This window comes from Variovorax glacialis, from assembly GCF_051216375.1.
Taxonomy (GTDB): domain Bacteria; phylum Pseudomonadota; class Gammaproteobacteria; order Burkholderiales; family Burkholderiaceae_C; genus Variovorax.
The window spans coordinates 126,822-153,051 of sequence record NZ_JBPJZT010000014.1; the positions used below are offsets into that span (position 1 = coordinate 126,822).

Consider the following 26,230-nt stretch of genomic DNA (forward strand, 5'->3'; position numbering starts at 1 on the left):
TGTCACCTGTAGTCGCATCATTGCTGACCATGCCCAGTCCTCACGAACATGACCGAGTGGACCTTCCCCGATCACGAGCGATACACCATCTGCTCAGCTGAGGCCGTCGAACGAAACGCCTCGGGTTCGCCGCTCATTGAGTTACCCGCTCCGTGGGCCGGGTTGCCGGTGGGTGCATATCCGATTCTGCCGAAGCTTGAGAGCGGCGCCGCGTGCGTGAGCGCTCCGATGTTGCTGATGGCTACGCGCGGACGCGGCCGGCGATGGTATCGATTCGAACATCGCACTGTGGAACTTGCCACCGCCCCGGGCATGATCGAGCTTTATGGGCGCGACTTCCAGCGTAGCGGCGCGCGTTGGGAGGGTGAATCGGGAATGACAGTCGGGGTGTTTCTCACGCCCGAGCGGGTACACCGCTTGGCTCCTGAACTGCCCGACTTCGATTTGAAGACGATGCACCAAGTCTTCGATCCCAAGTTGCAGTGGCTGGCGCAGGAGTTGGCAGATGAGGCTCTACGAGGAGCGCCCGGCGGTGCGCTCTATGCTCAAGGCCTGTCCAGTGCACTGATCGGCCGACTTGCAGAGCACTACGGCGCCCCCGTCGTCGCCGCCCCCGCGGGCCAACTTCGCAACAACAGTCGCCGGCGCGTGCTTGACCTCATTGAGGCCGATCTCGCGACGGACTTGAGTGTGGAAGCGCTGGCACTTGAAGCAGGGTTGAGCCCACATCATTTTGCGAAATGCTTCAAGGCGAGTATGGGGTGTACCCTGCATCGCTACGTGCTGCAACGGCGTCTGGATCGCGCTCGAATACTGCTGAAGAACACGGCCATGTCGATCGCGGAGGTCGCGCTCACGCTTGGCTTCGCCAGTCAATCGCACTTCACGCAGGCTTTCCGCGAAAGCTTCGGCGTCACGCCTGCGACTGCGCGAAAGTCCTAATCCCCCATCGGCGTTCTTCGACAACGCACCACCGTTTTTCGAAAGACCGCTCAAGCGCCCAGTCCTAACCTCGGTATTCATTCCATTCACCGAGGAGATACCGTGACCTTGAGATTTCGCACGCACCGGATTGCCGGGCTGTTCGGAGCCGCTGCGCTCTTCCTGTCGGCCTGCGGAGGCGGCAATCATTCCCCCGTCTTTCTGACCACTGCGGCTCCGCCTCAAGTGGCATCAGCCTGTAATGACAGCCTGAAAACTTCATTCGCGCCGGACGCCAACACCACGGTGCTGTTGGTCAAGTCTTTCAAGGCCGGAGACTCGCTGGCCCTGTCGGGGACACCGGCGAGCCCCGCCGCTCCGGTCCTGACCACGTACATGTGCTTGGTCAAGCTGATGATCGGTCCGGGAAATCCAGGTGCCGCCGGAGCGCCATCGACTACCAAGGGCGTCGCATCGAGGTCTGGTTGCCGGATCCGGGCAACTGGAACGATCGCATACGAGCCTTCGGCAGTGGCGGGTTTGCGGGTGGACGCCACACGGACATCACCCGCATCGGGTACGAGGGCGCGTCGTTCCAGCCATTGCACCTGGCTGCCGTGGCCAATGGCTACGTGGTCGTTGTGTCAGATCACGGCAAGACCTCGGCACCCTATACCGGCGGCTCCAACGGATCGTTTCTCATGAATGCCGACGGCTCGATCAACAAGGTCTCCTGGCAGGACTTTTCGCAGCGTGCCATTCATGAAATGGCCGAGAAATCCAAGGTCTTGGTCCAGTTGTACTACGGGAAGGCGCACAAGTTCGCGTACTGGGACGGCTTCTCGACCGGCGGCCGCCAGGGCTTCAAGGCGGCACAGACATACCCGGGTGACTGCGACGGCATCCTCGCGGGCGCGCCGGCTTTCAACTGGACCAACTTCATCACGAGTGAAATCTATCCACAGACGGTGATGCTGAAGGAATTGGGAGGACCTATTGCTGCTACGAAGCTCGACGCAATCAGTGCGTCGGCAACGAAGGCATGCGATCCCCAATCTCTCGGGTTCATCCTGAACCCCGCGTCGTGCCGCTACGATCCATCCAAAGATGCCGCTGCGTTGTGCACGACTTCGGCAACCTTGACCGGCGCGGCAGGAACCAACGGCGACACGAACAGATGCCTGAGCCTGGCCGAAGCTCAAGTTGTCAACAAGATCTGGTACGGCCAGACCAGTGACGGCACCGCTCCCGATCCGCTTATCGACAACGCAAGCGGCACGGCGCCAGCATCCGGGCAGTTGTGGTGGGGCTTGACTCGCGGTACCAGCCTGACGAGTCTGGCCGGGAGCACCCCCTTCCCGATCGCGACCGAAGACCTTGCGCTGACCTTGCAGTCGCCGCTGTACGCGCAGACCGTGCCCGCGACCTTCTCCAACGCAACCGGCACGCCCGCAGACAAATGGAAGACCCTGACCTATGCCGATCTCACCAACGTGAATGCGCAAGGAGTGGCCTTGCAGTCGTCGTTCAGCAACATCAACACCGACAATCCGGACCTGAGCGCCTTTCGCAACAAGGGCGGCAAGATCCTGACGTATCACGGCTTGGCCGACGAACTGATCACGCCCAGTGGCTCGATAAACTACTACTCGCGCGCGGCGGCGACCATGGGTGGCGATGCGGAAGTGCAAAAGTTCGATCGCCTGTTCCTCATTCCCGCGATGGGCCACAACACGATATTCAAGGTAAGCGCAATCGATGCTGCGACGGGCACCGTCACGGCCTCCACGAAGGTGCCGCTGCCGGCCTTGCCGATCAACGGCAGTAGCGCTGATCAACTGTTCACTGCGCTGCGCCAGTGGGTCGAGAATGGCACGGCGCCGAACCGCCTCGATCTCAGTTCGTCCGATGGTTCGGTTTCACTGCCCATCTGTGCCTATCCGCAGCGCGCCACGTACAGCGGGGCTGGATCGGTCAAGGTTGCGGCCAGCTACACCTGCGAGTAGATCAGGCGCGAACCACGTCGACCAACGGTGCGAAAGGCAATTGCGCATCGTCGAGGCGCCACCGTCACCGGAGGCGTGGCGGCCTCGAGGCGTTCAAGCATGGCCAACCGGCCGTTGACCCTTTGACGCCTGGCCTTCGCTGTCGCACGCGACACCCCGAGTGTCGCAACGTGTCGCACGCGCGCCGCTCACGACGCAGCTAAGTCATTGATTTCAAAGGAAATGCTTCTGGGCATGCCATCTGCACTGGATCAGGCACAGCAGACAACCCAACCCCAGGAGACTTTCACCATGACCACACTGTCAGTTTGCAGCGACGCAGAACATGCCGCCGACGTCGCGAACTCGTTCAAGGATGCCATGCGCCGGGTGGCCTCCTCGGTCACTCTGATCACGACGCGCGACGCGGCTGGCTCGCCTCACGGGATGGCGGCGTCTGCAGTGATCCCGGTATCCATGGACCCGCCGGCAATCCTGATCTCCGTGAACCGGAGCTCAGGCCTGCATCTGACCCTGAGCACACACGGCCGCTTCTGCGTCAACCTCCTTGCTGGGTCGCACCACCCTCTGCTTGGCGCGTTCGCCCAAAGCTCACGGCGCGCGGAGCGCTTCGTCACTGGCGATTGGGAGGACAGCAGCGACACCCTGCCCTTCCTGACATCTGCGCCTGCCGCCGTCACCTGCGAAGTCGACCAGCGCATCGACTATGCAACGCACACCCTGTTCATTGGCCGCGTCACGGACGTGCATCTGGCCGACGAGCACCTTGACCCCCTTGTCTGGTTCAACGGGTCAGGTGTCGGTGTATCGGAACGCTGCAAGCCGCCCATGCAAGAGAAGCTCGCAGCCTGATTGTGTTCGTTCCCTCGCGCGGCAACCGCTGTGCTTTTTTAACCGTAGTAGGAGACTTCATGAAACTCGGATTGTTCGGCATGCCTCTGCATCCACCCACTCGGCCCATGACGGAGACCTTCAAGGAAAACACCGAGAAGATCATTTACGCGGACGAGATCGGCTTTGACGAAGTCTGGCTCGGCGAGCACATGTCCTGCACGACGGAGCCGATCTCGTCTCCGCTGATCTTCCTGGCGTCACTAATCCACCAGACGAAGCGCATTCGCTTCGGCACGGGCGTCATCGCCCTGCCCAATCACCACCCTGCGGTCGTCGCCGCCGAGGTTGCGCAGTTCGACCACATGAGCCAGGGCCGGCTGCTGTTCGGCATTGGCCCGGGCGGCCTGGCGAGCGACATGGAACTGTTTGAAGTCCTGGACGGCGCATATCGCACGGAACGCATGATGGAATCGATCGACACGATCCTCAAGATCTGGTCGCAGGATCCGCCGTACGTCATCGACGGCAAGCACTGGAAGATCTCGCTGAAGGACATGGTCATTCCGGAACTGGGCGTGGGCTTCATGCCCAAGCCGTTCCAGACGCCACATCCGGAAATCTCGATGACGGCGATGTCGCCGTTCTCCGACAGCGTCAAGACGGCTGCCGCCCGCGGCTTCGGTGCGATGAGCGCGAACTTCTGTCCGGAGTACGTCATCGCCAGTCACTGGAAGAAGTACGTCGAGGGTTGCGAGCTGGCGGGTCGCGAACCGACCGGCCACGACTGGCGCGTCGCCCGAAACATCATCATTGCGGACAGCGATGCCGAAGCCCGCGACCGGGTGATGGATCCGGCCGGCAGCAACTACTACTACTTCGACTACCTGTGGCGCGTGCTGAAGTCGGTCAACTACACCGCCGTCATGAAGGACGATCCCCAGCAGCCCGACGACGCAGTCACGGTGGAGCAACTGATCGACAGCATGGTGGTCTACGGCTCGCCAAAGACCGTCGCCGATAAGCTGGTGAGCTTCCGTGAGCGCACGGGGCCCTTCCATGGCTTGATGATGGCCTCGATGGACGGAATGGGCCGCAATCGTGCGTGGGAATGGGAAACCATGCGGCGCCTTGCGCATGAGGTGGTGCCGACGTTGCGCAAGGCCACATCGACGCCTGCCGCGGAGCTCTTGGCCGCGTGACAGCAATGGGGCGAAGGATGCAGAATCCTTCCATATAAGGGGCCCGCCCCAGGCCCCTTGCAGGAGACATCGCGCTGTGGACAAAGCCTTTCCTCCGAGCGTGCTGCGCCCCGCCGCAGTACCTACTCTTCTGCAGGACGCGCTGCTTGATGGCACCAGCGTGGCCGCCTCGCAGGAGCGTTGTCTTGCGGTCCACAAGCTGACCCCGGACCGGGTGGCGCGTCCCTGTGTGCTGACCCCGGTGGAACTTCAGGATCACCGTGAGCCAATCGCAGACCTGCTCGCGCTGTCGCAGGGAGAGGTTCAACGTCTCTTCGAATTGCTGGCCGAGCAGGACTACGTCGTGATGCTGGCCGACCCCGACGGGGTCGCGCTCAGCTTTCGATCTACCGAGCTGGTCCTGGACGCGTGCACCAATGTCGGGGTACTCCCGGGATCCATTTGGGCGGAAGACAAGCAGGGCACCAACGGCGTGGCACTTTGCATCCAGGAGCGGCGCGCCTTGTCCGTGGTGATGCAGGACCACTTTGCGTCGAGCCTTGCCGGGGTGAGTTGCACCGTGGCCCCTGTGTTCGGTGCAGCGGGCCAACTGGCCGGCGTGCTAAACGTCACCACCTTGCGCGGCTCGGATCGTGCAGCGCAAGCTTTGGTTCGCCAGGTTGTCACCGCCTCGGCACGCCGTATCGAAAACCAGTTCTTCGATCGCCGCAATGCAGGCCACACGATTCTGCGTCTGTCTCGCCACGGAGATTTCTGCGACGCGGCCGCAGAGTCGCGGATTGCAGTCGATCCTTCCGGGAGAGTGCTCGACGCAACGCCGCTGGCGCAACGGATCCTCGTACCGAACGGCGAGAGCCTGATCGGCTTGTCGCTCTCGGAAATCGAAGGACTGGATCGATGGGCCAAGGCCGCAGACTGCGGGGACGTGGCGTTTCATCTACCGAATGGCAGCAAGCACTTCTTCCGCTTCGAGCAGCCGAGAGTGCGCTCGACCCAACAAAGTGGGACAACGCGAGCACGTGTGCCTGACCCACTGGACGCGACACAGCCCACGGCCGAGGAGATCGTGGGCAGCGACCCGGTGGTGCGCGATGCCATGAGCGTCGCGCAACGCTTGATCGCTCATCGCGTTCCGGTGTTTCTCCAGGGTGAGACAGGCACTGGCAAGAGTGCCCTGGCCAGGGCGCTGCACATGGATGCCGGGGGCACGCCCGACAAGTTCATCGCCATCAACTGTGCCGCGATCACCGCGGAACTGATCGAGAGCGAGCTCTTCGGTTATCGACCTGGCGCCTTCACCGGCGCGGCCCGCCAAGGTTCACGAGGCCGGTTGCTTGAGGCCGACGGCGGGACCTTGTTCCTGGACGAGATCGGTGACATGCCTGTTGCCCTGCAAACAAGGCTTTTGCAGGTTCTGTCGGATGGTGAATTCACTCCGGTCGGCGCGACCCGGCCTGTCCAGGTGCGCTTCGCGCTGATTGCCGCCAGTCTTCATGACGTTGCCGAGCAGGTTCGCGAGGGCCGCTTCAGGGAAGACCTCTATTTCAGGCTTGCGGGGGCGACGGTATGCCTGCCCGCGCTGCGTCATCGCGATGATCGCCGGCAATTGATCGAACGCGCGGTGAAGGTCGCTGCACGACGGGTGGGACGGCCGGCTCCGCTCGTCGACGAAGATGCCATGCAAGCCCTGATGTCACACAACTGGCCGGGCAATCTGCGCGAACTTCATCACGCCATCAGGTTTGCCGTCGCGATGGATACCGATGGAAAGATCGACATGACCGAGCTTCCTCCGCCATTGGGAAGAAAGCCGGGATCAACAACGCTGGGCTCGCAGCCTGTCGGCAAGCGCGCCGCCATCGAGCAGGCGCTCAATCGGTGCAACTGGAATGTTTCGGAGGCAGCAATCTCGCTTGGAATTTCGCGTGCGACCTTGCACCGGCAGTTGCACGAGCTTGGAATTCAACGTCCCACTTGAACGAGATCGCGAAGAAGCTGAAGCGTTTTTTCCAGTGGTTGGGCGCTTGTGTCGACTTGCACTTCGGCTTTCGCGTAGAACGCTTCGCGCCCCGTCAGAATCCGGCGCAGGTCCTCCATGGCTTCTTCGTTTCCCGCCATCGGGCGAAAGTCTCCTTGCTGCGCGACGCGGCTCATATGATCTTCCGGCTTCGCACGCAACCACACAGTTCGGCAATGGCTCATGAGCAAGCTGAAGGTCGAAGGCTCGGCGACCATGCCGCCCGGCGTGGCCAAGACGAACTCGGAATGGATCTGCAAGGTCTGCTCGAGCGCGCGTCGTTCGTAGCGGCGGTAAGCATTCGGCCCGTACAGGTCGTGGATCTCACGGATGCTGTAGCCGGCCACCTGCTCGATCTCGGTGCTAAGTTCGATGAAGGGCACGCCGAGTTCCTCCGCCAGCATGCGGCCCAGCGTGGACTTGCCCGCACCTCGAAGGCCAATCAGGGCGATGCGATTGAGGTTGCCCGCGCCGTCCGTGCCGGCGCCCAGCATCTGAGCAATGGCCACGCGCGCGGCATGCAATTCGGCCTCGCTTCGACCACTGAGCAGGTCCCGCAACAGCAGCCACTCGGGCGTCAATGTCGTGGCGTCCCCTACCAGTTCTGCAATGGCGCAATCGAGACCGTGCGCTACCTGGTCGAGGATGACCAGCGAGGGGTTGGCCCTGCCGAGTTCCAGGTTGGCAAGGTACCGTTCGGAGATGCCCGAGACAAGGGCGAGTTCCTTGCGTGTAACGCCCCTGCGCGATCGCAATGTGCGCAGCCGCTCGCCGAATTCGTCCAGGTAGGGTGACCGATCGTCCGCCAGGACGCTGATCGGCGCCATTGCATTTCGGTCGTTCATGGGTTCGATGAAAAGGGGTTGCGACGAAAAAGGAGCCGGCATTATGCGGCCCCCTTTTGTCGCGTCTCAGCGATCGCGCCAGGTCACTTGCAGGCGTAACTCGACGCGGCGGTCTGGGGACCGGCACCGTCGTAGACAGCCTTCAGGGGATAGACACACAGCGCCTGCGACACGGCGCCATTCGAAGAAGTCACGTCTATCCGGCCCGGCTCCGTTCCGTTCTCCACCCAGTTTTGCAGCGCCGTGAACATCTCGTCGCGACTGGCGGCCGATTGCGGCATCGGGAACGTCGGCGGCCCCACCAGGGAACCGTTGTGCTGCATGCCGGAGATCAGGTAGAAGCGGAAGAACGACTGGATCGACGGGATGCCGCCCATCATCGTGGCGACCCGGTTGTAGTAGTTGATGGATCCTTGCGGCGCGATGAGGTTGTCACCCAACCCGTGATAAAGCAACAGCTTGCCCTTTCGCGCGTTGAATGCGCTGAGATCGGCGTTGTCGGTGTTGATGTTGCTGAATGAGGACTGAAGCAAGATTCCCTGGAAGGCGGCGTTCGTCAGCCCTGCGTAGGTCAACGTCGTCCACTTGTTCGCACCATTGGCCTTCGCGTTCAGGAAGGTGGGTTGGGCATACGTGGAATCCTGAAGCTCCAATGCGACCTGGTCGGTGGCAATCGGAAAGACGAAGCCACTCCCCGCCAGCGCAGCAAGCGAGCTTCCGCGAGTGAGACCAAACCAGACTTGCGTACTCCCGGCGAGGTTATAACTACCGCCGTTGTCTACAGCAGGATCAGGCACACTCCCGTCGGCCGTTTGTCCATACCAGATCTTGTTGACCGCAGTGGCCTCCGCAAGGGTCGCGCAGGTCGCGGCGCTGCTGGTTCCCACGACTCCGCCGTTTCCGGCGACGCCATTGCACAGCATGGCGGCATCCTTCGTCGGGTCGTATCGGCAAGCCAGCGGGTCCACCAGAAAGCCGAGAGCGGCGCCTCCGCAGGCGTTGACGGCGGCAGTGCTGATCGCGTCGATCTTTGCAGGGGCCATGTTGGCGCCAAGGTCCCGCAGCATGACGATCTGGGGATACAGCTCGTTGGTAATGAAGCGAGTCCAGTTGATTGCCGGAGCGCCGGCGTTGATGCCGTCATAGTCCTTCGGATAGACCTGCGCCAGCTTCAGCGCCTGTCGCCCCCCGGTGGAGTAGCCGTCCCAATAGGCATAGCGCTGCGCCTTGCCGTAGAAGCCCTGGACGAGTGCCTTGGTCTTTTCGGCCGTTTCGTGAAGGCTGCGTTCGGCAAAGTCGTGCCAGAGCGCGGTGTTGATCGAGCCGTCTGGGTTCATCGCGAACGCGCCGCTACCGCCGACGTGGCCGTTGTCCGAGGTCGAGACGGCAAATCCCTTTCCGACCGCCGCAGCCAGGATATTGAGCCCATCGCCCGTTGCGATGGACGTCAGGCTGGTCTCCAAGGAACCGGACCAGCCGCCATTGCCAAAAGAGCGAATGCGTTCGTTCCAATTGGCCGTTGTGGGCAACAGGATCTGGATGCCAATGCCTGCCGAAGTCGATGGCGCCCCCGCGGGTCCGGGGTTGCCCGGTCCCACCAGCAGCTTCACCAGGCACAGGTCCGCCGGCGCCTTCGGCGTGCTGGCTGTGGCGGTGCCCGACAGGAGCAAGGAGTCGTTGGCCTTGAACGCCTGAACCAGCAACACCGATGTGTTGGCGTCGGGCTTGAATTCGGTCTTCAGGCTGTCATCGCACTTCAAAAGCGAGACCGGTGCGGGTGCGGGGGCGGGTGCTGGGGCAGGCGCCGGAGCGGGTGCCGGCAAGGGAAAATATCCGCCTCCCCCGCCACCTCCACAACCGGCGATCAGCGCGCTGGCGCCCACGGCGGCAAGCGCGAGAGAAAGTGGTCGCCGCCGCTTCGCGGCATCTTCAAGGGGAGCGGGTTCGGGCGCGCGGTCAAGGGTCGGCATTGCTGTTGTCTCCAGTTTGATGAATCGCCGCAGATGAACAATCGTTCGCCTGCTGACCGGCACCTTAGGATCTCAGCGCCGCTTGCTCTTTCAGAAACGGAGCGCAAATATCAGAATCTTGCTCACCCCGGGAAAACGATGAACTGTTGTGCATCCCTTTATGAACAATCATGCGTGCATGGATTGCCTGGATCTCGCCAACCTCCCGCATTCGAATGACCCGACCGAGGTGTTGGCGTCCTCCCCTGCCTCGTCTTCATGCCTGCCGGTCGTGGTGACGGGAATTCCTTGCGAGGCGGAGCTCAGGGACGACTTCCATCCGGTCGCCAGGATCTTCGTGGCCCACGAAGGCCGGGGACGCCGCTGGTACCGGCAAGGCCGCCAGACGCTGCAGATGCGCACCGAGCCGGGAATGATCGAGATCTATGAGAAGGGCATGGCCTTTGACCACTGCCGGTGGTCAGGCGAGGCAGGCCGGTGCGTGCTCGTCGAGTTGGCGGACACGGATGTGTATTCCATGACGCACGGCGACATGCCGTTCCTTGCACTGCGCACCCAGCACGAAGTTTTCGATCGCCGCGTGAGCCATGCAGTCTTCGCACTTGCCGGCGAAGCGCTTGCCGGCCATCCCAATGGCCGCTTGTATGCGCAGGGGCTGTCGGTCGCGCTCTTGGGGTTGATGGGCGGCAGCTACGCGGCGTCAGCGCCGCGACAGCTCGCACTGGCTTCCGGCCGTCTTGGTGCTGTGCAGCAGCGGCTGCTGCTGGACATCATCCATGCCGAACTGGGTGCGGATCTGTCGCTGAAACGCCTCGCGGACGAAATCGGCCTCAGTCCTTTCCACTTCGCGAGGACCTTCAAGGCAACGTTTGGACTGACGCCCCACGCATATGTGCAGGAGTGCCGGATCAAGGCAGCCATCAGGTCGCTTCAGACAGATCATGCAAGATCGATCGCGGACATAGCAATCGCATCCGGATTCGCAAGCCAGTCGCACATGACCGAGCTCATGCGACGCAAAGTCGGCGCAACGCCGCGCGAAATCAGGCTCGGAACCTAGCTTCGACAAACAGGCGGCTCAGCGACCGCCGCCCCGTGCGGTCCGCTTTTCAAGCTTCTTCTCTCCGACTGCCGGTCCATTCAAGGTTCCCATCCCGCCGATCCGAAGCGAGAGGGCCTTCGCTGCGGCACCGAGCGCTTCGGTCACTTCGGGGATCGACTTGCGCTCCACCTGGTCGAGCCGCTCGGCGTAGGGAACCGTCAGTGCGGCAATCGCATGGCCCTGTGTGTCCAGAATCGGAAAGCTCACAGCATAGAGGCCGCGCACCTGCACGCTCGGAATCGATTCGTAGCCTGTAGACCGGACAGTGGCGAGGATGTTGTCAATCTGCGGGTCGGCCTGGTCGGGCCGGCGCGCAAGTGACTCCTCGATGCGCAACGCCCGGGTCTCCTCGTCTTGGAACGCCACGAGGACGCGCCCGGAAGCGGAGATCAGCACATCGATTTCGGCGCCCGCGCGAATCGCAAAGCCCATGCCGCTGGGTGTGTCGACCTTGAACAGCACGACCTGCTTGCCCTGGCCGTACACGGTCAGGTGGCAGGACTGATCCAGTTCGCTCGCCAGCCTCTGCATCAAGGGCGCGGCCTCCTGCAGAAGGCGTTGAGTTGGCGAGTTGATGTGCGCCAGCTCGAAGAGCTTGGTCGTGATCGCATAGGTATTTTCATCGACCAGCGTCACGTAGTTGCGATTGACAAGGCACGCGACCATCCGGTAGATCTCACCCGTGGTGCGCCCCACGCGCTGTGCGATGTCCTTTTGCGAAAGCGGCTGGTCGCTGTGGCACAGCACTTCCAGAATGTCGAGCCCCTTTTCCAGCGCCGGCGCCGAGTACGACCGACCCTCTGCTTCCGCCACCGTGGCGACTTCGTTCACATCATCTTTCATCGTGTGCTCCGTTGCTCTGCGCAACAACCGCATTTTGACGGCTTTCGATTCCCCGGACGCGATCACGCAGCCCGTTCAGTTCTGCGGCGTTGCCTGCGCCGCTCCTTCGGAGAGCAATGCACCGATGGCGTCGGCGTCATAGCCGAGTTCGGCCAGCAGGCCACGGGTGTCAGCGCCACGCGGCTGCGCCGGTGACCGGCGTGGGGGGTAGGCATCCTCGAAGCGGATGGACGACCTGATCGCCGCCGTCCTGCCCTCGGTCGGGTGCTCCTCGAAATCGATCAATCCCACTGCTTCGAGGTGCGGATCCCGCGGCAACGAGTCCAGCGTGTGACAGGGCTGCACGGCAATGTCCGCCGCGCGAAGGATCTGAAGCCATTGCTCCGTGGTCCGACTCGTCAGCGGGGCGCCGCGGACCTCGAACCACTGCGCAACGTTGCGGGCGCGCGCGGCGACGCTCGAAAAGCGCGGGTCGTCGAGCAGTTCTGGACGATCGGTCGCCTTCAGGAACGCGCGCACCTGTGGATCGGTGTTGATGGTGAACGAAATCCATCCGTCCGCGGTCTGGATCGGCTTGTTGTGCGGGCTCAGGAGGCGAAGGTCACCGGGCGGCCCTACCGGCGGATCGAAGCTCTGCTGGGCTAGGTGTTCCTGAAGCACAAATGCGGCCATCGTCTCGAACATGGGCACTTCGATGCTGCAGCCAACACCACTCGACTTGCGCTCCACAACAGCCGCGAGGATTGCGCCCGCTGCGATCTCTCCAGCCACGTGGTCGCAGATCAACAGAGGCACATAGGCCGGCGCGCCATCGCGAGCCAACATCAACCCTGCCATGCCGGTGGCGCCCTGGACCACGCTGTCGTAGGTGGGCAAGCCCGAGTACGGGCCGTCCGTGCCGTAGCCGGTGATCAGGCAGTAGATTTTGTCAGGATGCTTGGCGCGCACGGTTGCGGCATCGAGGCCCAGTCGCTCGAGGGCCTGTGGGCGCATGTTGGCCACAACCACGTCGGCCGATTCGATGAGCTTGTCGATGGCTTCGCGCGCGCCCTTCTTCTTCAGGTCGAGGCAGATGTTGCGCTTGCCGCGGTTGAAGTGCAGGTATGCGCCCGAATGCTGGCCTGTGGGCGACAGTCCGCCCAAGCCACGCATCAAGTCGCCTTCGGGGCTCTCGACCTTCACGACTTCTGCGCCGTATTGGCCCAGCCGCCAGGTACATACCGGGCCAACGACGACGCTGGTCAAGTCCAGGACGCGCAGGCCCTTCAAGGGTTCGAAGCTCATTGGGTGTCTACCTCCATATCGACGGCCATTCGGTTGCGATCGTCGAAGGCCCTGAGCCGCCAACGTTCGCCGATTCGATCGGCAGCCAGCATGACTGGTCGATCGCAGAAAAGCGGTGCGAGGTGGCGCACCTTGATTGCAGCGGGAGTCACATCGAGGTCACGGCGCAGGAACTCGGTGAGCAGCAACGTTGCAAGCCCGCCGTTGACCACGAGATCGGGGAATCCCTCTTGGTTGCGCGCGAAGTCCCGGTCGATGTGAATCCTGTGCGAATTGAAGCCAAGGGCCGAATACTGGAACAGCAGCGTTTCGTCCGGCGTCAGCGTCGTCACCCGCTCTGCCTGCACGGGCGCCAAGGTCGGCGCATCCGCCTCGTCGGCTGACTTGTTGCCAGGCGACAAAAGCAAATAGGTCTGGGTCTCGATCAGCGAAGGCTCGAGCCTTTCGGCGATGCGAAGTTCGTGCGCAAGCGTCACGACGGCCATGGGCCCCGACGCGTTCGACTTGTGGACCACGCTTCGTACCGCACTGCTTCGCAGCACCGTGGCCCCGATCGGAATGTCGCTGACGAAAGTGACGGAGCGTCCGCCCAGCATCAGACGGGGAAGTCCGAAGTCCGGCATCGGAACGCCCAAGCCCGGAAACCCATCACTGCGCAATTCCGAGCGCCGCGTGTCAGCTCCCATCAACAGGAACTGCCAACCGCGGGGCAACGGGGAGCCCGCAACAAATCCCGCTGGGTCAAGGTCCAGCATCGCAGCGACGCGGCGCGCTCCGGACAGCCCGCACACCTCTTCGCGGACGACTGTCTCTTTCTCGTTTGTGGCCAGCATAAATGTCTCACCAATAAATTTGTAGTTTCATGAGTGAAGTGTAAATGCATCCTTTTGGCTTGAAAACGGCAAATCTACCGCCTAGGTGTTTACACCTATGCATAGTTGACTTCACCAGTGAATCTAATAAAGTACATCCAGCACTGCGATTTCAGTGCCTCTTCGACCCCATACATCCCACAAAGGACCCGTCATGAACTTCAAGTTCCACCACATGAACCTATGCACCGACAGCCTGCCGCGGCTCACAAAGTTCTATCAAACGCTGTTCGACCTCGGCACGATTCGCGATGAGGAGCACTCTCGCGTGAACGCGGAAAGCACCACGACTGGCTACAACGGCAAGGTCGATTTCCTGACCGATGGCGACATCGAATTTCATTGGGCCGAACGCGATCTGGACACCGGCTTCAAGATGAAACAGATCGTCAACCCGATGGCCCGCGGCCACTTCTGCTTCCGCACGGATGACATCAAGGGCTTCATGCGCAGGTGTGACGAGCTCGGCATGCGCTATTCGGACTATGGGCGCTGGGCTATCGCGGGCTGGCATCAAGTGTTCCTCCAAGACCCGGACGGCAACGTGATCGAAGTGCACCAGCCCAACGTGTACAGCTGACCCCACCCGCCGCAAACCCGCAGGAGACATACCGTGAAAACCAAGACCTCTTTCGTCAGCTCACATCTTTCGGCACCATCCATGACCGGACGTCGGGACATGCTCAAGCAACTCGCGTCCGTGGCGGCCACCGCCCTGGTGCCGGGTGTCGTCATGGCGCAGGCAGCCGGCAAGTTCAATCTCAAGATCGCGATTTCGCTGCCGGACAGCCATCCCACGCCTATTGCGTTGAAGGCTGCGTGCGCAGACATCCTGAAAGAGTCCGGCGGGCGTCTGACGATCGAGGTCTATTCGAACGGCCAACTCGGAAGCGATACGGACACGCTCTCCCAGGTGCGCTCCGGCGCCATCGACTTCATCTGCACGGCTGGCCAGATCTACGCCAACCTGATTCCGGCAGCCGGGCTCAGCTCCATGCCTTTCGCCTTTTCCGACTATCCGACCGTCTGGAAAGCCATGGACGGCGAGCTCGGTGCATACATCCGCGGAACCTTTGACAAGGCGAACCTCGTGCCAGTGGGCAAGTTCTACGACCACGGCTTCCGTCAGATCACCAACTCATCCAAGCCGATCACCTCTCCGAAGGATCTCGTCGGGATGAAGATCAGGGTGCCTGCAACGGCGTTCCAGACTTCTCTGTTCAAGGGCCTGGAGGCATCGCCGACGACCGTGCCGATCGGCGAGCTCTACACCGCATTGCAGACGAAGGTGGTCGATGGTCAGGAAAACGCCTTGCCGACCATTGATGCCGCAAAGCTCTACGAGGTGCAGAAGTTCCTCACCTACACCTCGCACACCTGGGAATACTTCGCCTTGATTGGCAACAAGCGCAACTGGGCAGCGCTTCCTGAAGACCTCCGAACACTGGCCACGCGCGTGTTTGACGCCAGCGCCCTCAAGCAACGATCTGCACACGACGAATTGACCGGGACGCTTGAGACCAAGCTCAAGGGCGCCGGCATGCAGTTCAACAAGGTGGATGGCAAACCGTTCCGCGACACTTTGACGAGAACGGGCTTCTATACCGACTGGCAGAAGAAGTTCGGTCCTGAAGGCTGGGCCATCCTCGAAAAGTACAGCGGCAAGCTGGCCTAAAAGCAAGTTAGCACCGGCACGGGATTCCATCCTCTGTCGATCCACCGGGGCTCGTAGCAGCCACGGCGGGTCAGCGGGAGCGTGCCCACGCCAGCATCCAACAACTCGAAATACTGGAGACGAATCCGTGGATCCCACCACCAACTCTGCGAGTCCGCACGCAGCGCTCGCGCACTCGGATAGCGCGTGGCATCGGGCTGTCTACAAGGCCGATCGCGTCCTCGCTTTCGTCACCGAAGTGCCTGCCGCCTTGCTGGTTCTGATCGAGATCCTGGTCCTGTTTTCGGGGGTTGTGAGCCGCTACGCCCTGCATCAGCCCTTGACCTGGTCCGACGAGCTTGCAGGCATCCTCTTTCTCTGGTTGGCCATGTTGGGCGCGGTCATCGCGCTGCGTCGTTCCGCGCACATGCGAATGACGGCACTCGTCGACATTGCGTCTCCCGGCACACGGGCGTTCCTGGACCTGTTCGCTGTCGTCGCGGCCGCGGCATTTCTCCTGCTGGTCGCCCATCCGGCATACGACTTCGCAAGCGAAGAAGCCATCGTCACCACGCCATCGCTGGGCATCTCGAGTGCCTGGCGCGCCGCCGCACTGCCCTGCGGCGTGATCCTGATGTGCGTCGCAGCGGCCATCAAGCTGGCGGCAGTGACGGACGGCAAGCGACTGGCGATGGCCGTCGGGCTGACCCTGGTTACCGGTGCCGGCCTTTACTTCATCAGCCCGGCCTTCGCAAACATCGGAAACTTCAATCTGCTGATCTTCTTCGTCGTGATCGTCGGGCTGCTCGTCCTGTCCGGCGTACCGATCGCATTCGCGTTCGGCCTCGCCACCTTCGGCTACATCGCACTGACCACGACCAAGCCAGTGAACGTCATCGTCGGGAGAATGGACGAAGGCATGTCGCACCTCGTGCTGCTGGCCGTGCCGCTGTTCGTGTTTCTCGGCGTCATCCTCGAACTCAGCGGCATGGCAAAGGCCATGGTCCGATTCCTGGCTTCATTGCTTGGACATGTCCGCGGCGGCCTCTCCTATGTGCTGATCGGCGGCATGTACCTGGTCTCCGGCATCTCTGGATCCAAAGCCGCGGACATGGCCGCACTCGCTCCAGTCCTTTTCCCGGAGATGCGCAAGCGCGGAGAAAAAGACGGCGAAATGGTGGCGCTGCTTGCCGCGACTGGCGCGCAAACGGAGACCATCCCGCCCAGCATCGTCCTGATCACGATCGGATCGGTCACGGGAATATCGATTGCAGCGCTTTTCAGCGGTGGTCTGGTGCCGGCCCTGGTGCTCGCTGTCCTGCTGTGTACCGTGGTGTGGTGGCGCGTGCGCAAAGTCGACGTGTCGCATATCGTGCGCGCCACCAGAAAAGAGATCTGGAAGTCCCTGATCTTTGCACTGCCCGCGCTGGCGCTCCCGTTCATCATCCGGGCCGCAGTCGTCGAAGGCGTGGCCACGGCCACGGAAGTCTCGACGATCGGCATTGCCTACGCCATCCTGGCCGGCCTTGTGGTTTATCGGCAACTTGACCTGAGGAAGCTTTGGCCTGCCCTGGTGGACACCGCGGCCCTGTCGGGTGCCATCCTGCTCATCATCGGAACGGCAACAGGAATGGCTTGGGCGTTGACGCAGTCCGGCTTCTCCCGCCAGTTGGCTGAAGCCATGACGCAGCTTCCGGGCGGTACGGCGGGCTTCCTCGCCGTCTCCATCCTCGCGTTCATCGTGCTGGGCAGCGTGCTTGAGGGGATTCCTGCCATCGTCGTCTTCGGCCCGCTCCTCTTTCCGATCGCCAAGCAGTTCGGAGTCAACGACGTCCACTACTCGATGGTGGTGGTGCTTGCCATGGGCATCGGCCTCTTTGCCCCGCCATTCGGGGTGGGCTACTACTCGGCTTGCGCCATTGCCCGCGTCAGCCCGAGCGCCGGGATGAAGCCGATCATGGGCTACATGCTGGCCCTGTTGGTGGGAACGGTGATCGTCGCCGCGGTGCCCTGGCTGTCGACGGGCTTTCTCAAGTAAACATCATGCAAACCATTTTTCTGACGGGTGCCACGGGATACATCGGCGGCACGATCGCATCGAAGCTCGTCGAGAACGGCTATCGGGTGCGCGGCCTGGTGCGCAGCGCCGAAAGCGCGGCGCTGCTCGCAGAGCGCGGCGTCGAACCCGTTCTTGGCGGACTGGACAACGTCGAACTGCTTGCCGACGAGGCGCGCGCTTCGGATGGCGTGATCAATACGGCCAGCGCTGACAATGCCGGCGCCGTGCGTGCATTGCTTGCGGGCCTCGAGGGCTCGTCGAAAGTGTTCGTGCACACCAGCGGATCCAGCGTGGTGGGCGACGACGTGCGCGGCAGCCGCCGCTCCGACACGGTCTTCGACGAAACCACCCCATTCGTGGTGGCTCCGGGCAAGCAAGCCCGCCGTGAGCTGGACCTGTCGATCCTCGGCGCGGCATCGCGCGACGTGCGTTCCGTGGTCATCTGCCCCAGCCTCATCTACGGCGTCGGCAGCGGGATGAATCGCAACAGCGTGCAGATCCCCACGCTTGTCAGCAACGCCCTGGAACAAGGAATTGTTCAAACGGTCGGCCCCGGACTGAATGTCTGGTCCAACGTGCATATCGACGACGTGGCCGACGTGTATCTACTGGCCATCGCGAAAGCGCCCGCTGGCTCGTTCTACTTCGCGGAAAACGGCGAAGCGTCCTTCGGCGAGATCGCCGAAGCGATTGCGAAGCGGCTTGACCTCGGGCCTCCACAAGCGTTGCCGCCGGACGTCGCGGTCGAGCGTTGGGGCCAAGCCAAAGCGTACTTTTCGCTCGGCAGCAACAGCCGGGTAAGGGCGGTGCGCGCACGCCGGGAACTCGGTTGGTCGCCAACGTATGCTTCTGTGACCGGCTGGATCTTGAACGATATGCCCGTCGACGCTTCGTCGGCAAAACCCAACCCATGAATTGAGAATCCCATGCTACTTAAAGACAAAGTGTGTGTTGTCGCCGGCGCCGCCTCGCTGCGCAGCATCGGCTACGCCACGGCCGAACTGTTCGCCGAACACGGCGCGAAAGTCGTCGTGGTCGACCTGTCGATGAACGACCAGGTGCTGGCCGACATCAAGGTATCGATCGAGAAGCGCCTCGGGCACAGCGCCTCGGTGCACGGATTGCGATGCGACATCAGCAGCGCATCTGACTGCGAGCGGCTCATGCAGGACGTCGTGTCGTTGCACGGAACAATCGATTGCCTGGTCAACTCCGCAGCGGTGGTCCAGTCCCACGCGATGCTCGACATCGGAGAGAAGGAACTGGACCTCATGTTGAACGTCAATTTGAAGGGCGCCTTCCACCTGTGCCAGAGCGCCTTGAGGGTCTTCCAGCCGCGCAGCTCTGGGGTCATCGTCAATGTCGCATCGGTCGCGGCGCAACGCGGCGGCGGACTGGTCGGCAGCGCGCACTATGCGGCCTCCAAGGGCGGGGTCCTCAGCTTGACCCGAAGCATTGCCCGCGAATTCGGTCCGCTGGGCATTCGCGCCAACGTCATCTGCCCATCCATGACCGAGACCGGCATGGTGGACGGCATGTCCGACGCCAAGCATCATGAAATCGTGTCGGGCATTCCACTGCGTCGGGCGGCCAAGCCGCGCGAAATCGCGGGGGCATGCCTGTTCCTCGCTTCCGACCTCTCTGCCTATGTCACGGGCGCCACGCTCGACGTCAACGGCGGCAGCCACATCCACTGACCGACCACCAAGGAAGACTCAAATGATCCTCGAAGTTGCCGACATTCGCATCAAGCCCGGTCAGCAGGCGCCGTTCGAGAGGGCTGTTCAGCTCGGGCTGGACACCGTCATCGCCAATTCCGAGGGGTTCAGGGGCTACCAGGTGCGCCACAGCATCGAGTCGCCTGACCGGTATGTGCTCATGCTCGAGTGGGACACGCTCGAGGATCACACCATCAAGTTCCGCGGTTCGCCAGCATTTGCTGAATGGCGAAGCATCGTCGCCGACTTCTTTGCGCAACCCCCTTTCACAGAGCATTTCGACCTCGCTTTGTCATCGGCAGAGAAAGTCGAGTGAGCTGCAACACAACGACGTCCCTTCTCCTCAGCCGTTGTTGTTTCCCTCAATCTTCCCCTTCGAAGAAAGAACCTCATGACCGAGCAGTCTCATTTCCTTCCGTTTGACACATTGCAGCAGGTGCCGCGCGGCAACGGCATTGTCAACTACCTCATCGCCACCCGAAAAGTCGGGGCGTGCGCCATGCATACCGGCATCTCAAAGCTGCCCGTTGGAATCTCAGCACCTCGACACTCTCACAACAGCGAGGAACAGGTCACCGTGCTGGAGGGCACGGTCAAGATCAAGTTGGGCGAACGCGAAGCCATCTGTCAGCGCTTCGACTCCACGTTCATCTCCGCGGGTGTCGAGCACGAGCTTGTAAACGTTGGAGCGGACACGGCCTACGTCTTGGTCGTTTACGGGTCGCCGGACGTCAACCGCACATTTGCCGCGACAGGTGAGACCGTAGGCATTGGCTCCGAAGGCGATCGCTTCCTGGGGTAGACACCTTGCCGTCGCCAGCCCTCCATAGGCGTTGCGAGCTAAGCGACCGGTAGCGACGTTCATCGCCATTAGAGGTGTCAGCCCTCGAGAAACGCCCTGAGATCCTCGACAAACTTCACCGGGTTCTTGAACATGAGGAAGTGATCGCCCTGCTCGGCCGTCGAGTAGTTGTAGAGCGTTGCGCCGGGAATCACGGACTGTGCCCACTGCTGGCTGGGCAGGTTGTTGCTTTCCTCACCCGAGAAGATGGCCGCTGGAATGTCGATCTTGTGGCGTACGACATCACGCCAGTCGTTCACGGTGTGATCGAACAGCACTCGCCCCATCGCCTTTGGGTCGCTCTGGATGAACGCATTGGCGAATCGCTCCGAGTTCTCGTAATAGGGCGAGTCGAACATGAAGAAGCGCTCAAATGGCTTCATGTCCGTGATGAGCTTGTTGACCGGCCCGCCCGCCGTGAAAGCCGCCACCATGCGCTCTGGCGAAGTGGTCGTGGCGCCTGCCTCCAGGCGTTCGTGTTCAGACCAATCCTGATGCGAATAAATCGAGATCGGCTCGTCCACAAAAACGACCTTGCGAAAGGCCTGCGTGCCGAACAGGTCGATGTAGCTCCAGAGAATGGCCGCCCCCATCGAGTGACCCACATAGTCGGCCAACGTCAGCCCAATGCGATCGCCGAATTCCTTGAGGTCCATCGACAGGCGCGCAATCCGAGTGCCGTAGTCGACCTGCTGAGACAACCCTTGGTTGCGCGGATCCAGCACGTATACGTGATGGTGCTCGGCCAGCATGTACAGCAGGTTGATGTAGTGGGCGCCATGCCCAGACCACCCCGGCACGAAGATCAACGGCCGGCCCTGCCCTGCCTCCCAGTAGGCGAGTTTGACCCCGTCGTTGGTGACAAAGGAACCGATCCGAAGTCCGTCGAAGTCGGACAGCTTTTGAGGCATGCCCTCGATCGGGTGAGGAAAGGTGAAGTCTGCGCCCAGCACCGCGAGCGCCGACGCAAGCGTGGTCGGTATTTGCATGGCACGCACGCAGGTCAGCTGGCGCTTGTTTCGGGCGCCTTCCCGAAGAGCTTGCCAGCGCCAGCCCAATCCGAGGCCTTCACATCTTCGAAGATGACGTAGATGTAGTTGGGATCCGTCGCGGTGTGGCGAACGATGCTTTCAGTGATTTCGGCGGCAACCTTTGCCTTCTGGCTGTGGTCCTTGCCTTCAAACCAGCTCACTCGAACGACGGGCATACATTGCTCCTTTGAAAATGATGCTTCACCCCGGCGCGTGTCGAAGCCGGGTTGGGGAGCTCCATCGTAGTGAAGAAATTGAGTCGATAATCCGACGTTTTTTCCTCCCAGAGTAGCCCCAATGGATACATCATCCGAGCGCGACCCACTGTCGGGCGTGGCTGTATTTGTCGCCGCCGGGCGCGCCGGCACGTTTACAGAGGCGGCAAATCGGATGAGCCTCACGAAATCCGCCGTCGGCAAGACAATCGGCCGGCTCGAGGACCGCCTTGGCTTCAAGTTGTTTCACCGGACTACGCGTTTGACCAGACTCACCGCCGACGGCGAGGCGTATCTCACGGCGTGCATCGCGGCCATGGAGGAAGTCACGGCGGCGCAAGCAGCCCTCTCTTCCAGGAACCAGATCCTGAGCGGCCGGCTGCACATCGACATGCCAGTCGCGTTCGGCCGCCACGTGTTGTTGCCAGCGCTCATCGAGATCACGCGGCCCCACCCGGGCTTGAGCCTTACCCTCACCTTCACGGACGCCACCAGCGACCTGCTGAAGGAAGATGTCGACCTGGCGATCCGCTTCGGGGCGCTTCCGAACAGCAGTGATCTTGTCGCGCGGCACCTGGTCACCCAGGAGCGCGTGATCTGCGCCGCGCCGGCTTATCTCCGCGCGCACGGCGAGCCACGCACCTTGGCTGACGTGCGCGCACATCGCTGTATCGTCGGCTCTGTCAAAGGCCCGCCGCTGGTCTGGTTCGTGACCGACAGCGGCGTCGCGAAGCGCTTCACGCCGCCCGCGACCCATCGCCTCAGCGACGGCCAGGCCATGGTGGACGCCGCGATGGGAGGACTCGGCCTGATCCAGATGCCCATCTCGCTCGTGCGCGAGCCGCTGGCGCGGGGTGCGCTGCAGGCGGTCCTGCCAATGTGCTCGGCGGGGGTCGAAGTTCATGCGGTATGGCCCCAGCAAGCCCAGCTGAGTCCTCGCGTTCGCCATGTCGTCGACCAGTTGGTGGCCTATGCAGCGCTGGGGCGATTGGATTGACCGCCTGTTTTGCGTGCGCTTCGATCGCTATCCCACTGCCATCACGGGCCGGCGGCAGCTGATCGTCGCGGCTTCAGCAGCACCAGCAGCAGGGATGCGCCGCAGCACGCCATCGCACCCAGTTGAATCGGGCCGAGTGGTTCTGCGCGAACGACGGCGCCCGTGACCATCGCCACCATGGGAACCATGACAGTGGAAAGCCCGGAAACCGGGGCCGGCAACATGTCGACAATCGAGAACCAGGCGATATTGCCCAACGCCATCGGCACGATTGTGATGTATGCAATCACGACCAGCGACGTCAACGATGGAACGAAGGCCTCACGCGTGCCCGTCGCCACTGCGACGATCAGGATGGGGATGCCGGCGATCACCAACTGCCAGCCGGTCGAGACGATCGGCGCGACCGTGAGCCCCGCGCGCTTGAGGATGAGCGTCCCGCATGCCCACCCGATCCCGGCCGAGAGCCCCAATACGAACCCAAGAGGCGCCGAGGCATAGCTGTGTCGGGCCGCGAAGGCAAGAAGCGCCACGCCCCCGCTCGCAAGAACGACGCTACAAGCAAGGCGGGCCGATGGCTTCTCGCCAAGGAGCAGCCACGAGATCAGCGTCGCCCACAACGGCATCGTGAAACCGAGCACGGCGGCTTGTCCCGAGGGAATGAGGACCGCCGCGTATGTACTGCCCACGTTCCAGATGACGAGGTAAGCGAGCGCGGCCAGCACGAGAGGCTTTCGCTGCGGCGCAGGTATGTGCAACGACATGCCTCTCGCCCGGGCGGCAGCAAGCAAGAGCAGGCCTGACCCCAGAAGACACACGGCACGGAAAGTCCACACCGAGACTTCCCGAACGGCCAGCGGAAAGAGCACCCAGTTCGTGCCCCATACAACGGTCAGCACGATGACCAATGGCAGCGCTCCAGCAAGGGTTCCACGGGCGGCACTACTATGGTTCATTCAGGGAGCACGATACCCCAACCCGCGACAAAGCGGACTGAGCTCAGGTAGTGCGGCTGCGGCTGCGCGAGCTGCTCCAGGGTCAGAGCTTAATCCGTCAGACGCTGGCCCTTGAGTCACTCAACAAGTAAATCGGCCCCCTCCCCGTGGATGCCCTGGCCGAGCCCGTTAATCCCATCCGAGGTGACATAAGTGCCCGCTGCGAGCGGTAGGCCGCTGCCACCGCGTGGACGTAGTCGATGACCGGTTCGATCTCGCCGTGGAATCGACGTGCATGTGTCCTTGAGCGGTCGTTGCCGCGCTCGGGTGAAAACGCGACACTGGCCCGACGACTTCAATGTGTGTAACCCAGCACACGCGTGGGTTCGGTCAATGACTGCTTCGCCTTCCAATGGGCCGCCCAAGGGTCTGTCTTCTGGCATGACAGGTGTTTTCGCGCGGTGAGGATGGTCCAGTGAGAGCCGCTTTTTTCAGTTCCTGGAGTTCGCCCCAGCGAACCGGCATCGACGCGCCGAAACCCGGTCGCGCGCGCGCCGAGAAAGCCGCCGAAGTCGTGGCCCCTCGGCCATTGCGCAGATAGTCGACAAAGAGCTTCCCAACGCGATTGCTGGCCTCGCTCTTGGCCATGAAGCGCGACGGGATGTCTTTGCCAGGTGCTGGAATATCGCTTTCGAAAACGCGTTAACGGTGTCGTAGTCGACACGCGGTGCCAGCGGCGCAGCCCCTCGCCCCACTCGTCTTCAACCAGGACTTCAACCCGGGTCATCCAGCAACACGCGCTTATCGGGCCCGATAAGAGCGCGTTATGGTGCCCGAAAGTCAACGCTCGACGCACCTCAAGTTGTGAGCGAAGCGGCCGCAGCCGGCAGCAACTATGAGGTGGACCCATGTCACGCGGGGTGGTCTCTATAGATTTGCAAAGTCTATTGGCAGGGTTCGCTCTTGATCGCGGACCAATCGGCGCCGGTTTGCAATCCATCGGAGTGCGAAAAGCCTAGACATTTGAAAGTGCCTTCGCTCTGAGAAACTTTTGTAGGCGTGTCCGCGAACGTACCAGCCGGCGGTTCAGTGCTGGATGGCGACGCGTCCGAGTTCGATGGCTTGCTGGCGCCGGTCGAGCTGCATAACGGAAGCGATCGGGCCGACTACTGGCCGGCATGAAGAACTTCTACGGCCCGCAACGCCAAGCAGGACTCAAAAATCCGGCTCGGCCATCTGCGTCGCGATTCGCTCGGTATGCCTGAGCAGCGCCCGCCGGCGCGCCGGCTCGACCGACTCCGTCACCGCCCTCGCCCGGCGGCGCCACAGCGCTATCGCCGCCAGCAGGACTGCAGCGCCCGCCAAGGCGGCAATGCCCAGAACGCCCCATGTCATGTCTGCGGCCCATTCGTGCTCGAGGTCGCTTCGCTGATCGCGGCACTGAAAAGGGCCGTGGCGCGGATGGCCGCCAGGCGTTGGGAATCGCATGGTCATGGTGTCTTGGCTCGGGGGGGCGGGATGGTGGCGGTCCCATTTTGAGTAGCGTGGAGACCTTCGTTCCCGCAAATGCGAACCAACGTGCCGGCCTCGTGATAAACGTCGCGCGCGGTGGCCGCTTTAGCTCGTGATGGCCGGCTCAGTCATTTGGTTGTCTTCTGCTTCGCCGCCCGGCTGGTCTGAGGTTTCCCATTCGACAGTACGCGACGCGCTTCGAGCTGGCGCAGCGCAGCGGCTGTCGCCTCCTGGCTTTCGCGTAGCTGCGCGCTTTCGCGCTCCGACTGCTGTTGTTGGCGCTGCAGCTGCGCGGCAAGGTCCATCGCACGCTGCTCTGCCCCGGCAGCCCGCTCTCGAAGGGTGGCGAGTTCGACCTGGATTTCCTGCTGTTTGCGGGACCACGTGGCAACTGCATCGCCGTGCGCCGTCCTCTCGGCTTGGAGCGCCTGGTTGGCTGCTTCCTGGGCGCTGCGGGCGGCTTCGAGAGACGCAGCGCTGGACTTCTGCTCTTTGGCAAGGTCGGCGGCCGCCTGGCGCGCGGCGACGCGTTCGCGATCGACGTCAGCAAGGAGACGGCGTTCGTGTGCCACATGGCGCTGCTCTGCCTCCTTCGCATCGCGGTGGGCTGCGCCAAGTTCCATGGCCGACTTCTCGCGCAGGGCTTCCTTGCTGGCGATGGCCTCTTCCAGCGCCTTGCGCAGGCGTCGCACTTCGGCTTCCGCGTCGGCCAGCTGCCGCGCGGATTCCTGCTGCTGCGCATGCATCTGGGCCTCCATGGCTGCGACCGCCTGGCGCGACGATGCCAACGCCTCGTCGAGCGCGACGCGGGCCTGTTCGAAGGAGGCCTCGCGCTGGGTCAGTTCCGATTCCTTATGGGCAAGCGCTTCACGCTGCAGTTCGAGCTCGCGCCGGTCTGCTTCGGACCTCTGGACCTGCACCTGGTCAGCTTCCCGACGGGCGACCTCCCAGAACTGGTGGGCGGCCTGCACGATCGCCAGGGGAAGCTTTTCCCCCTCGCCTTCGACGACGATGCCGCTGCGTCCCTCCAGGCGCTTGCCAAGGGTGGAGAACCATCGCTCAAGCATGGGGCTCACGGTATTGGGCGAGCCACTGCCGATCTTCTGGCGCACGCGCTCGATGGTCGGGCGCAGACCCTCCTGCAACAGCGTGTCCGCGGCTTCCCACACCTGCGCCTCCTGGACCCCGCGGCCGCCGCTGCGCGGCTGAATTTCAACGCTCGAACTTCTGGGATCCATGCCGTGCTCCTCTTGCCCTGTTTACTTTCGATAATAAGAGATTATCGGAAATGATGTACGATGTACGTAAGACATCATACATGGCACATATGATAAATGACGGAAACACGTTGCTCGTCGGACGGCTTGCGTCGTCG

General features: G+C 62.4%; 25 protein-coding genes. 14 read left to right on the top strand and 11 right to left on the bottom strand.

From position 1 onward, the window contains the following. The first annotated feature begins 48 nt into the window (after window positions 1-48). The 5 genes from ACSFBL_RS27865 (at window position 49) to ACSFBL_RS27885 (ending at window position 6,938) form a co-directional block, all read left to right on the top strand. A complete protein-coding gene (locus ACSFBL_RS27865; RefSeq protein WP_435519058.1) occupies window positions 49-942 on the top strand; it encodes a helix-turn-helix transcriptional regulator in 894 nt (297 codons plus the stop codon). 464 nt (window positions 943-1,406) lie between these two features. Further along, window positions 1,407-2,927: a tannase/feruloyl esterase family alpha/beta hydrolase gene (locus tag ACSFBL_RS27870; protein ID WP_435519059.1), complete on the top strand. Its 1,521-nt coding sequence runs from the start codon at window positions 1,407-1,409 to the stop codon at window positions 2,925-2,927. Window positions 2,928-3,218: 291 nt separating this feature from the next. Further along, window positions 3,219-3,779 carry a flavin reductase family protein gene (locus tag ACSFBL_RS27875; RefSeq protein WP_435519060.1) on the top strand — a complete coding sequence of 187 codons (561 nt, stop codon included), beginning with the start codon at window positions 3,219-3,221 and terminating at the stop codon, window positions 3,777-3,779. Window positions 3,780-3,838: 59 nt separating this feature from the next. Beyond that, entirely contained in the window at window positions 3,839-4,960 is a 1,122-nt protein-coding gene (locus tag ACSFBL_RS27880; protein WP_435519061.1) for an LLM class flavin-dependent oxidoreductase, read from the top strand. 76 nt (window positions 4,961-5,036) lie between these two features. Then, on the top strand, window positions 5,037-6,938 hold the full coding sequence (locus tag ACSFBL_RS27885) for a sigma-54-dependent Fis family transcriptional regulator (protein WP_435519062.1): 1,902 nt from the start codon (window positions 5,037-5,039) through the stop codon (window positions 6,936-6,938). On the opposite strand, the gene ACSFBL_RS27890 is transcribed toward ACSFBL_RS27885, so the two are convergent. Both ACSFBL_RS27890 and ACSFBL_RS27895 read right to left on the bottom strand, forming a co-directional pair. Then, a complete protein-coding gene (locus tag ACSFBL_RS27890; protein ID WP_435519063.1) occupies window positions 6,923-7,804 on the bottom strand; it encodes a helix-turn-helix transcriptional regulator in 882 nt (293 codons plus the stop codon). The genes ACSFBL_RS27885 and ACSFBL_RS27890 overlap by 16 nt on opposite strands. A 101-nt stretch (window positions 7,805-7,905) precedes the next feature. After that, window positions 7,906-9,792 carry a tannase/feruloyl esterase family alpha/beta hydrolase gene (locus tag ACSFBL_RS27895; RefSeq protein ID WP_435519064.1) on the bottom strand — a complete coding sequence of 629 codons (1,887 nt, stop codon included), beginning with the start codon at window positions 9,790-9,792 and terminating at the stop codon, window positions 7,906-7,908. A gap of 337 nt (window positions 9,793-10,129) precedes the next feature. On the opposite strand from ACSFBL_RS27895, the gene ACSFBL_RS27900 reads away from it, so the two are divergent. Then, complete coding sequence (locus ACSFBL_RS27900) at window positions 10,130-10,852, top strand: helix-turn-helix transcriptional regulator (RefSeq protein ID WP_435519065.1); 723 nt, start codon at window positions 10,130-10,132, stop codon at window positions 10,850-10,852. 18 nt (window positions 10,853-10,870) lie between these two features. Here the strand turns inward: ACSFBL_RS27900 and ACSFBL_RS27905 are convergent, their stop codons facing one another. The 3 genes from ACSFBL_RS27905 to ACSFBL_RS27915 form a co-directional block, all read right to left on the bottom strand. Then, window positions 10,871-11,737, bottom strand: coding sequence for an IclR family transcriptional regulator (locus tag ACSFBL_RS27905; protein ID WP_435519066.1), 867 nt, complete (start codon window positions 11,735-11,737; stop codon window positions 10,871-10,873). 75 nt (window positions 11,738-11,812) lie between these two features. Beyond that, the gene (locus tag ACSFBL_RS27910) at window positions 11,813-13,021 is read right to left on the bottom strand and encodes a CaiB/BaiF CoA transferase family protein (protein ID WP_435519067.1); all 1,209 of its coding nucleotides are present in this window, start codon (window positions 13,019-13,021) and stop codon (window positions 11,813-11,815) included. Further along, window positions 13,018-13,854 (bottom strand): HTD2 family dehydratase, encoded by an 837-nt coding sequence (locus ACSFBL_RS27915; protein WP_435519068.1) that lies wholly within the window; start codon window positions 13,852-13,854, stop codon window positions 13,018-13,020. The genes ACSFBL_RS27910 and ACSFBL_RS27915 overlap by 4 nt, the downstream gene beginning before the upstream one ends. Before the next feature lie 193 nt (window positions 13,855-14,047). On the opposite strand from ACSFBL_RS27915, the gene ACSFBL_RS27920 reads away from it, so the two are divergent. From ACSFBL_RS27920 to ACSFBL_RS27950, 7 genes are all read left to right on the top strand, one after another. Then, window positions 14,048-14,473 (top strand): VOC family protein, encoded by a 426-nt coding sequence (locus ACSFBL_RS27920; protein WP_435519069.1) that lies wholly within the window; start codon window positions 14,048-14,050, stop codon window positions 14,471-14,473. A 33-nt stretch (window positions 14,474-14,506) separates the two neighbouring features. Beyond that, window positions 14,507-15,568, top strand: coding sequence for a TRAP transporter substrate-binding protein (locus ACSFBL_RS27925; RefSeq protein ID WP_435519070.1), 1,062 nt, complete (start codon window positions 14,507-14,509; stop codon window positions 15,566-15,568). 127 nt (window positions 15,569-15,695) lie between these two features. Next, a complete protein-coding gene (locus ACSFBL_RS27930) occupies window positions 15,696-17,585 on the top strand; it encodes a TRAP transporter large permease (protein WP_435519071.1) in 1,890 nt (629 codons plus the stop codon). A gap of 5 nt (window positions 17,586-17,590) precedes the next feature. Then, window positions 17,591-18,520, top strand: a complete 930-nt coding sequence (locus ACSFBL_RS27935; RefSeq protein WP_435519072.1) for an NAD-dependent epimerase/dehydratase family protein — start codon at window positions 17,591-17,593, stop codon at window positions 18,518-18,520. Window positions 18,521-18,532: 12 nt separating this feature from the next. After that, a complete protein-coding gene (locus ACSFBL_RS27940; protein ID WP_435519073.1) occupies window positions 18,533-19,303 on the top strand; it encodes an SDR family NAD(P)-dependent oxidoreductase in 771 nt (256 codons plus the stop codon). A gap of 22 nt (window positions 19,304-19,325) precedes the next feature. Next, window positions 19,326-19,640 (top strand): antibiotic biosynthesis monooxygenase family protein, encoded by a 315-nt coding sequence (locus ACSFBL_RS27945; RefSeq protein WP_435519074.1) that lies wholly within the window; start codon window positions 19,326-19,328, stop codon window positions 19,638-19,640. Window positions 19,641-19,715: 75 nt separating this feature from the next. Continuing rightward, window positions 19,716-20,126, top strand: coding sequence for a cupin domain-containing protein (locus ACSFBL_RS27950; protein WP_435519075.1), 411 nt, complete (start codon window positions 19,716-19,718; stop codon window positions 20,124-20,126). A gap of 77 nt (window positions 20,127-20,203) precedes the next feature. On the opposite strand, the gene ACSFBL_RS27955 is transcribed toward ACSFBL_RS27950, so the two are convergent. Together ACSFBL_RS27955 and ACSFBL_RS27960 are read right to left on the bottom strand one after the other, a co-directional pair. After that, window positions 20,204-21,154: an alpha/beta fold hydrolase gene (locus ACSFBL_RS27955; RefSeq protein ID WP_435519076.1), complete on the bottom strand. Its 951-nt coding sequence runs from the start codon at window positions 21,152-21,154 to the stop codon at window positions 20,204-20,206. A 14-nt stretch (window positions 21,155-21,168) separates the two neighbouring features. Continuing rightward, window positions 21,169-21,372: a tautomerase family protein gene (locus tag ACSFBL_RS27960; protein WP_435519077.1), complete on the bottom strand. Its 204-nt coding sequence runs from the start codon at window positions 21,370-21,372 to the stop codon at window positions 21,169-21,171. A gap of 121 nt (window positions 21,373-21,493) precedes the next feature. On the opposite strand from ACSFBL_RS27960, the gene ACSFBL_RS27965 reads away from it, so the two are divergent. Further along, a complete protein-coding gene (locus ACSFBL_RS27965; RefSeq protein ID WP_435519078.1) occupies window positions 21,494-22,408 on the top strand; it encodes a LysR family transcriptional regulator in 915 nt (304 codons plus the stop codon). 41 nt (window positions 22,409-22,449) lie between these two features. On the opposite strand, the gene ACSFBL_RS27970 is transcribed toward ACSFBL_RS27965, so the two are convergent. From ACSFBL_RS27970 to ACSFBL_RS27985, 4 genes are all read right to left on the bottom strand, one after another. After that, window positions 22,450-23,364, bottom strand: coding sequence for a DMT family transporter (locus tag ACSFBL_RS27970; protein ID WP_435519079.1), 915 nt, complete (start codon window positions 23,362-23,364; stop codon window positions 22,450-22,452). Between the two features lie 369 nt (window positions 23,365-23,733). Further along, window positions 23,734-23,991 (bottom strand): non-homologous end-joining DNA ligase LigD, encoded by a 258-nt coding sequence (gene ligD / locus ACSFBL_RS27975; RefSeq protein ID WP_435519080.1) that lies wholly within the window; start codon window positions 23,989-23,991, stop codon window positions 23,734-23,736. Between the two features lie 567 nt (window positions 23,992-24,558). Further along, on the bottom strand, window positions 24,559-24,738 hold the full coding sequence (locus ACSFBL_RS27980; RefSeq protein WP_435519081.1) for a hypothetical protein: 180 nt from the start codon (window positions 24,736-24,738) through the stop codon (window positions 24,559-24,561). 245 nt (window positions 24,739-24,983) lie between these two features. Beyond that, on the bottom strand, window positions 24,984-26,093 hold the full coding sequence (locus tag ACSFBL_RS27985) for a DNA-binding protein (RefSeq protein ID WP_435519082.1): 1,110 nt from the start codon (window positions 26,091-26,093) through the stop codon (window positions 24,984-24,986). Window positions 26,094-26,230 lie beyond the last annotated feature (137 nt).

Excerpts from the sequence above, each read along its gene's own strand:
- ACSFBL_RS27965 (WP_435519078.1), top strand. The coding sequence starts at position 21,494 with ATGGATACATCATCCGAGCGCGACCCACTGTCGGGCGTGGCTGTATTT.
- ACSFBL_RS27950 (WP_435519075.1), top strand. The coding sequence starts at position 19,716 with ATGACCGAGCAGTCTCATTTCCTTCCGTTTGACACATTGCAGCAGGTG.
- ACSFBL_RS27960 (WP_435519077.1), bottom strand. The coding sequence starts at position 21,372 with ATGCCCGTCGTTCGAGTGAGCTGGTTTGAAGGCAAGGACCACAGCCAG.
- ACSFBL_RS27970 (WP_435519079.1), bottom strand. The coding sequence starts at position 23,364 with ATGAACCATAGTAGTGCCGCCCGTGGAACCCTTGCTGGAGCGCTGCCA.
- ACSFBL_RS27905 (WP_435519066.1), bottom strand. The coding sequence starts at position 11,737 with ATGAAAGATGATGTGAACGAAGTCGCCACGGTGGCGGAAGCAGAGGGT.
- ACSFBL_RS27915 (WP_435519068.1), bottom strand. The coding sequence starts at position 13,854 with ATGCTGGCCACAAACGAGAAAGAGACAGTCGTCCGCGAAGAGGTGTGC.
- ACSFBL_RS27910 (WP_435519067.1), bottom strand. The coding sequence starts at position 13,021 with ATGAGCTTCGAACCCTTGAAGGGCCTGCGCGTCCTGGACTTGACCAGC.
- ligD (WP_435519080.1), bottom strand. The coding sequence starts at position 23,991 with ATGGCCAAGAGCGAGGCCAGCAATCGCGTTGGGAAGCTCTTTGTCGAC.
- ACSFBL_RS27980 (WP_435519081.1), bottom strand. The coding sequence starts at position 24,738 with ATGACATGGGGCGTTCTGGGCATTGCCGCCTTGGCGGGCGCTGCAGTC.
- ACSFBL_RS27895 (WP_435519064.1), bottom strand. The coding sequence starts at position 9,792 with ATGCCGACCCTTGACCGCGCGCCCGAACCCGCTCCCCTTGAAGATGCC.
- ACSFBL_RS27935 (WP_435519072.1), top strand. The coding sequence starts at position 17,591 with ATGCAAACCATTTTTCTGACGGGTGCCACGGGATACATCGGCGGCACG.
- ACSFBL_RS27945 (WP_435519074.1), top strand. The coding sequence starts at position 19,326 with ATGATCCTCGAAGTTGCCGACATTCGCATCAAGCCCGGTCAGCAGGCG.
- ACSFBL_RS27920 (WP_435519069.1), top strand. The coding sequence starts at position 14,048 with ATGAACTTCAAGTTCCACCACATGAACCTATGCACCGACAGCCTGCCG.
- ACSFBL_RS27880 (WP_435519061.1), top strand. The coding sequence starts at position 3,839 with ATGAAACTCGGATTGTTCGGCATGCCTCTGCATCCACCCACTCGGCCC.
- ACSFBL_RS27955 (WP_435519076.1), bottom strand. The coding sequence starts at position 21,154 with ATGCAAATACCGACCACGCTTGCGTCGGCGCTCGCGGTGCTGGGCGCA.
- ACSFBL_RS27865 (WP_435519058.1), top strand. The coding sequence starts at position 49 with ATGACCGAGTGGACCTTCCCCGATCACGAGCGATACACCATCTGCTCA.
- ACSFBL_RS27875 (WP_435519060.1), top strand. The coding sequence starts at position 3,219 with ATGACCACACTGTCAGTTTGCAGCGACGCAGAACATGCCGCCGACGTC.
- ACSFBL_RS27985 (WP_435519082.1), bottom strand. The coding sequence starts at position 26,093 with ATGGATCCCAGAAGTTCGAGCGTTGAAATTCAGCCGCGCAGCGGCGGC.
- ACSFBL_RS27940 (WP_435519073.1), top strand. The coding sequence starts at position 18,533 with ATGCTACTTAAAGACAAAGTGTGTGTTGTCGCCGGCGCCGCCTCGCTG.
- ACSFBL_RS27890 (WP_435519063.1), bottom strand. The coding sequence starts at position 7,804 with ATGGCGCCGATCAGCGTCCTGGCGGACGATCGGTCACCCTACCTGGAC.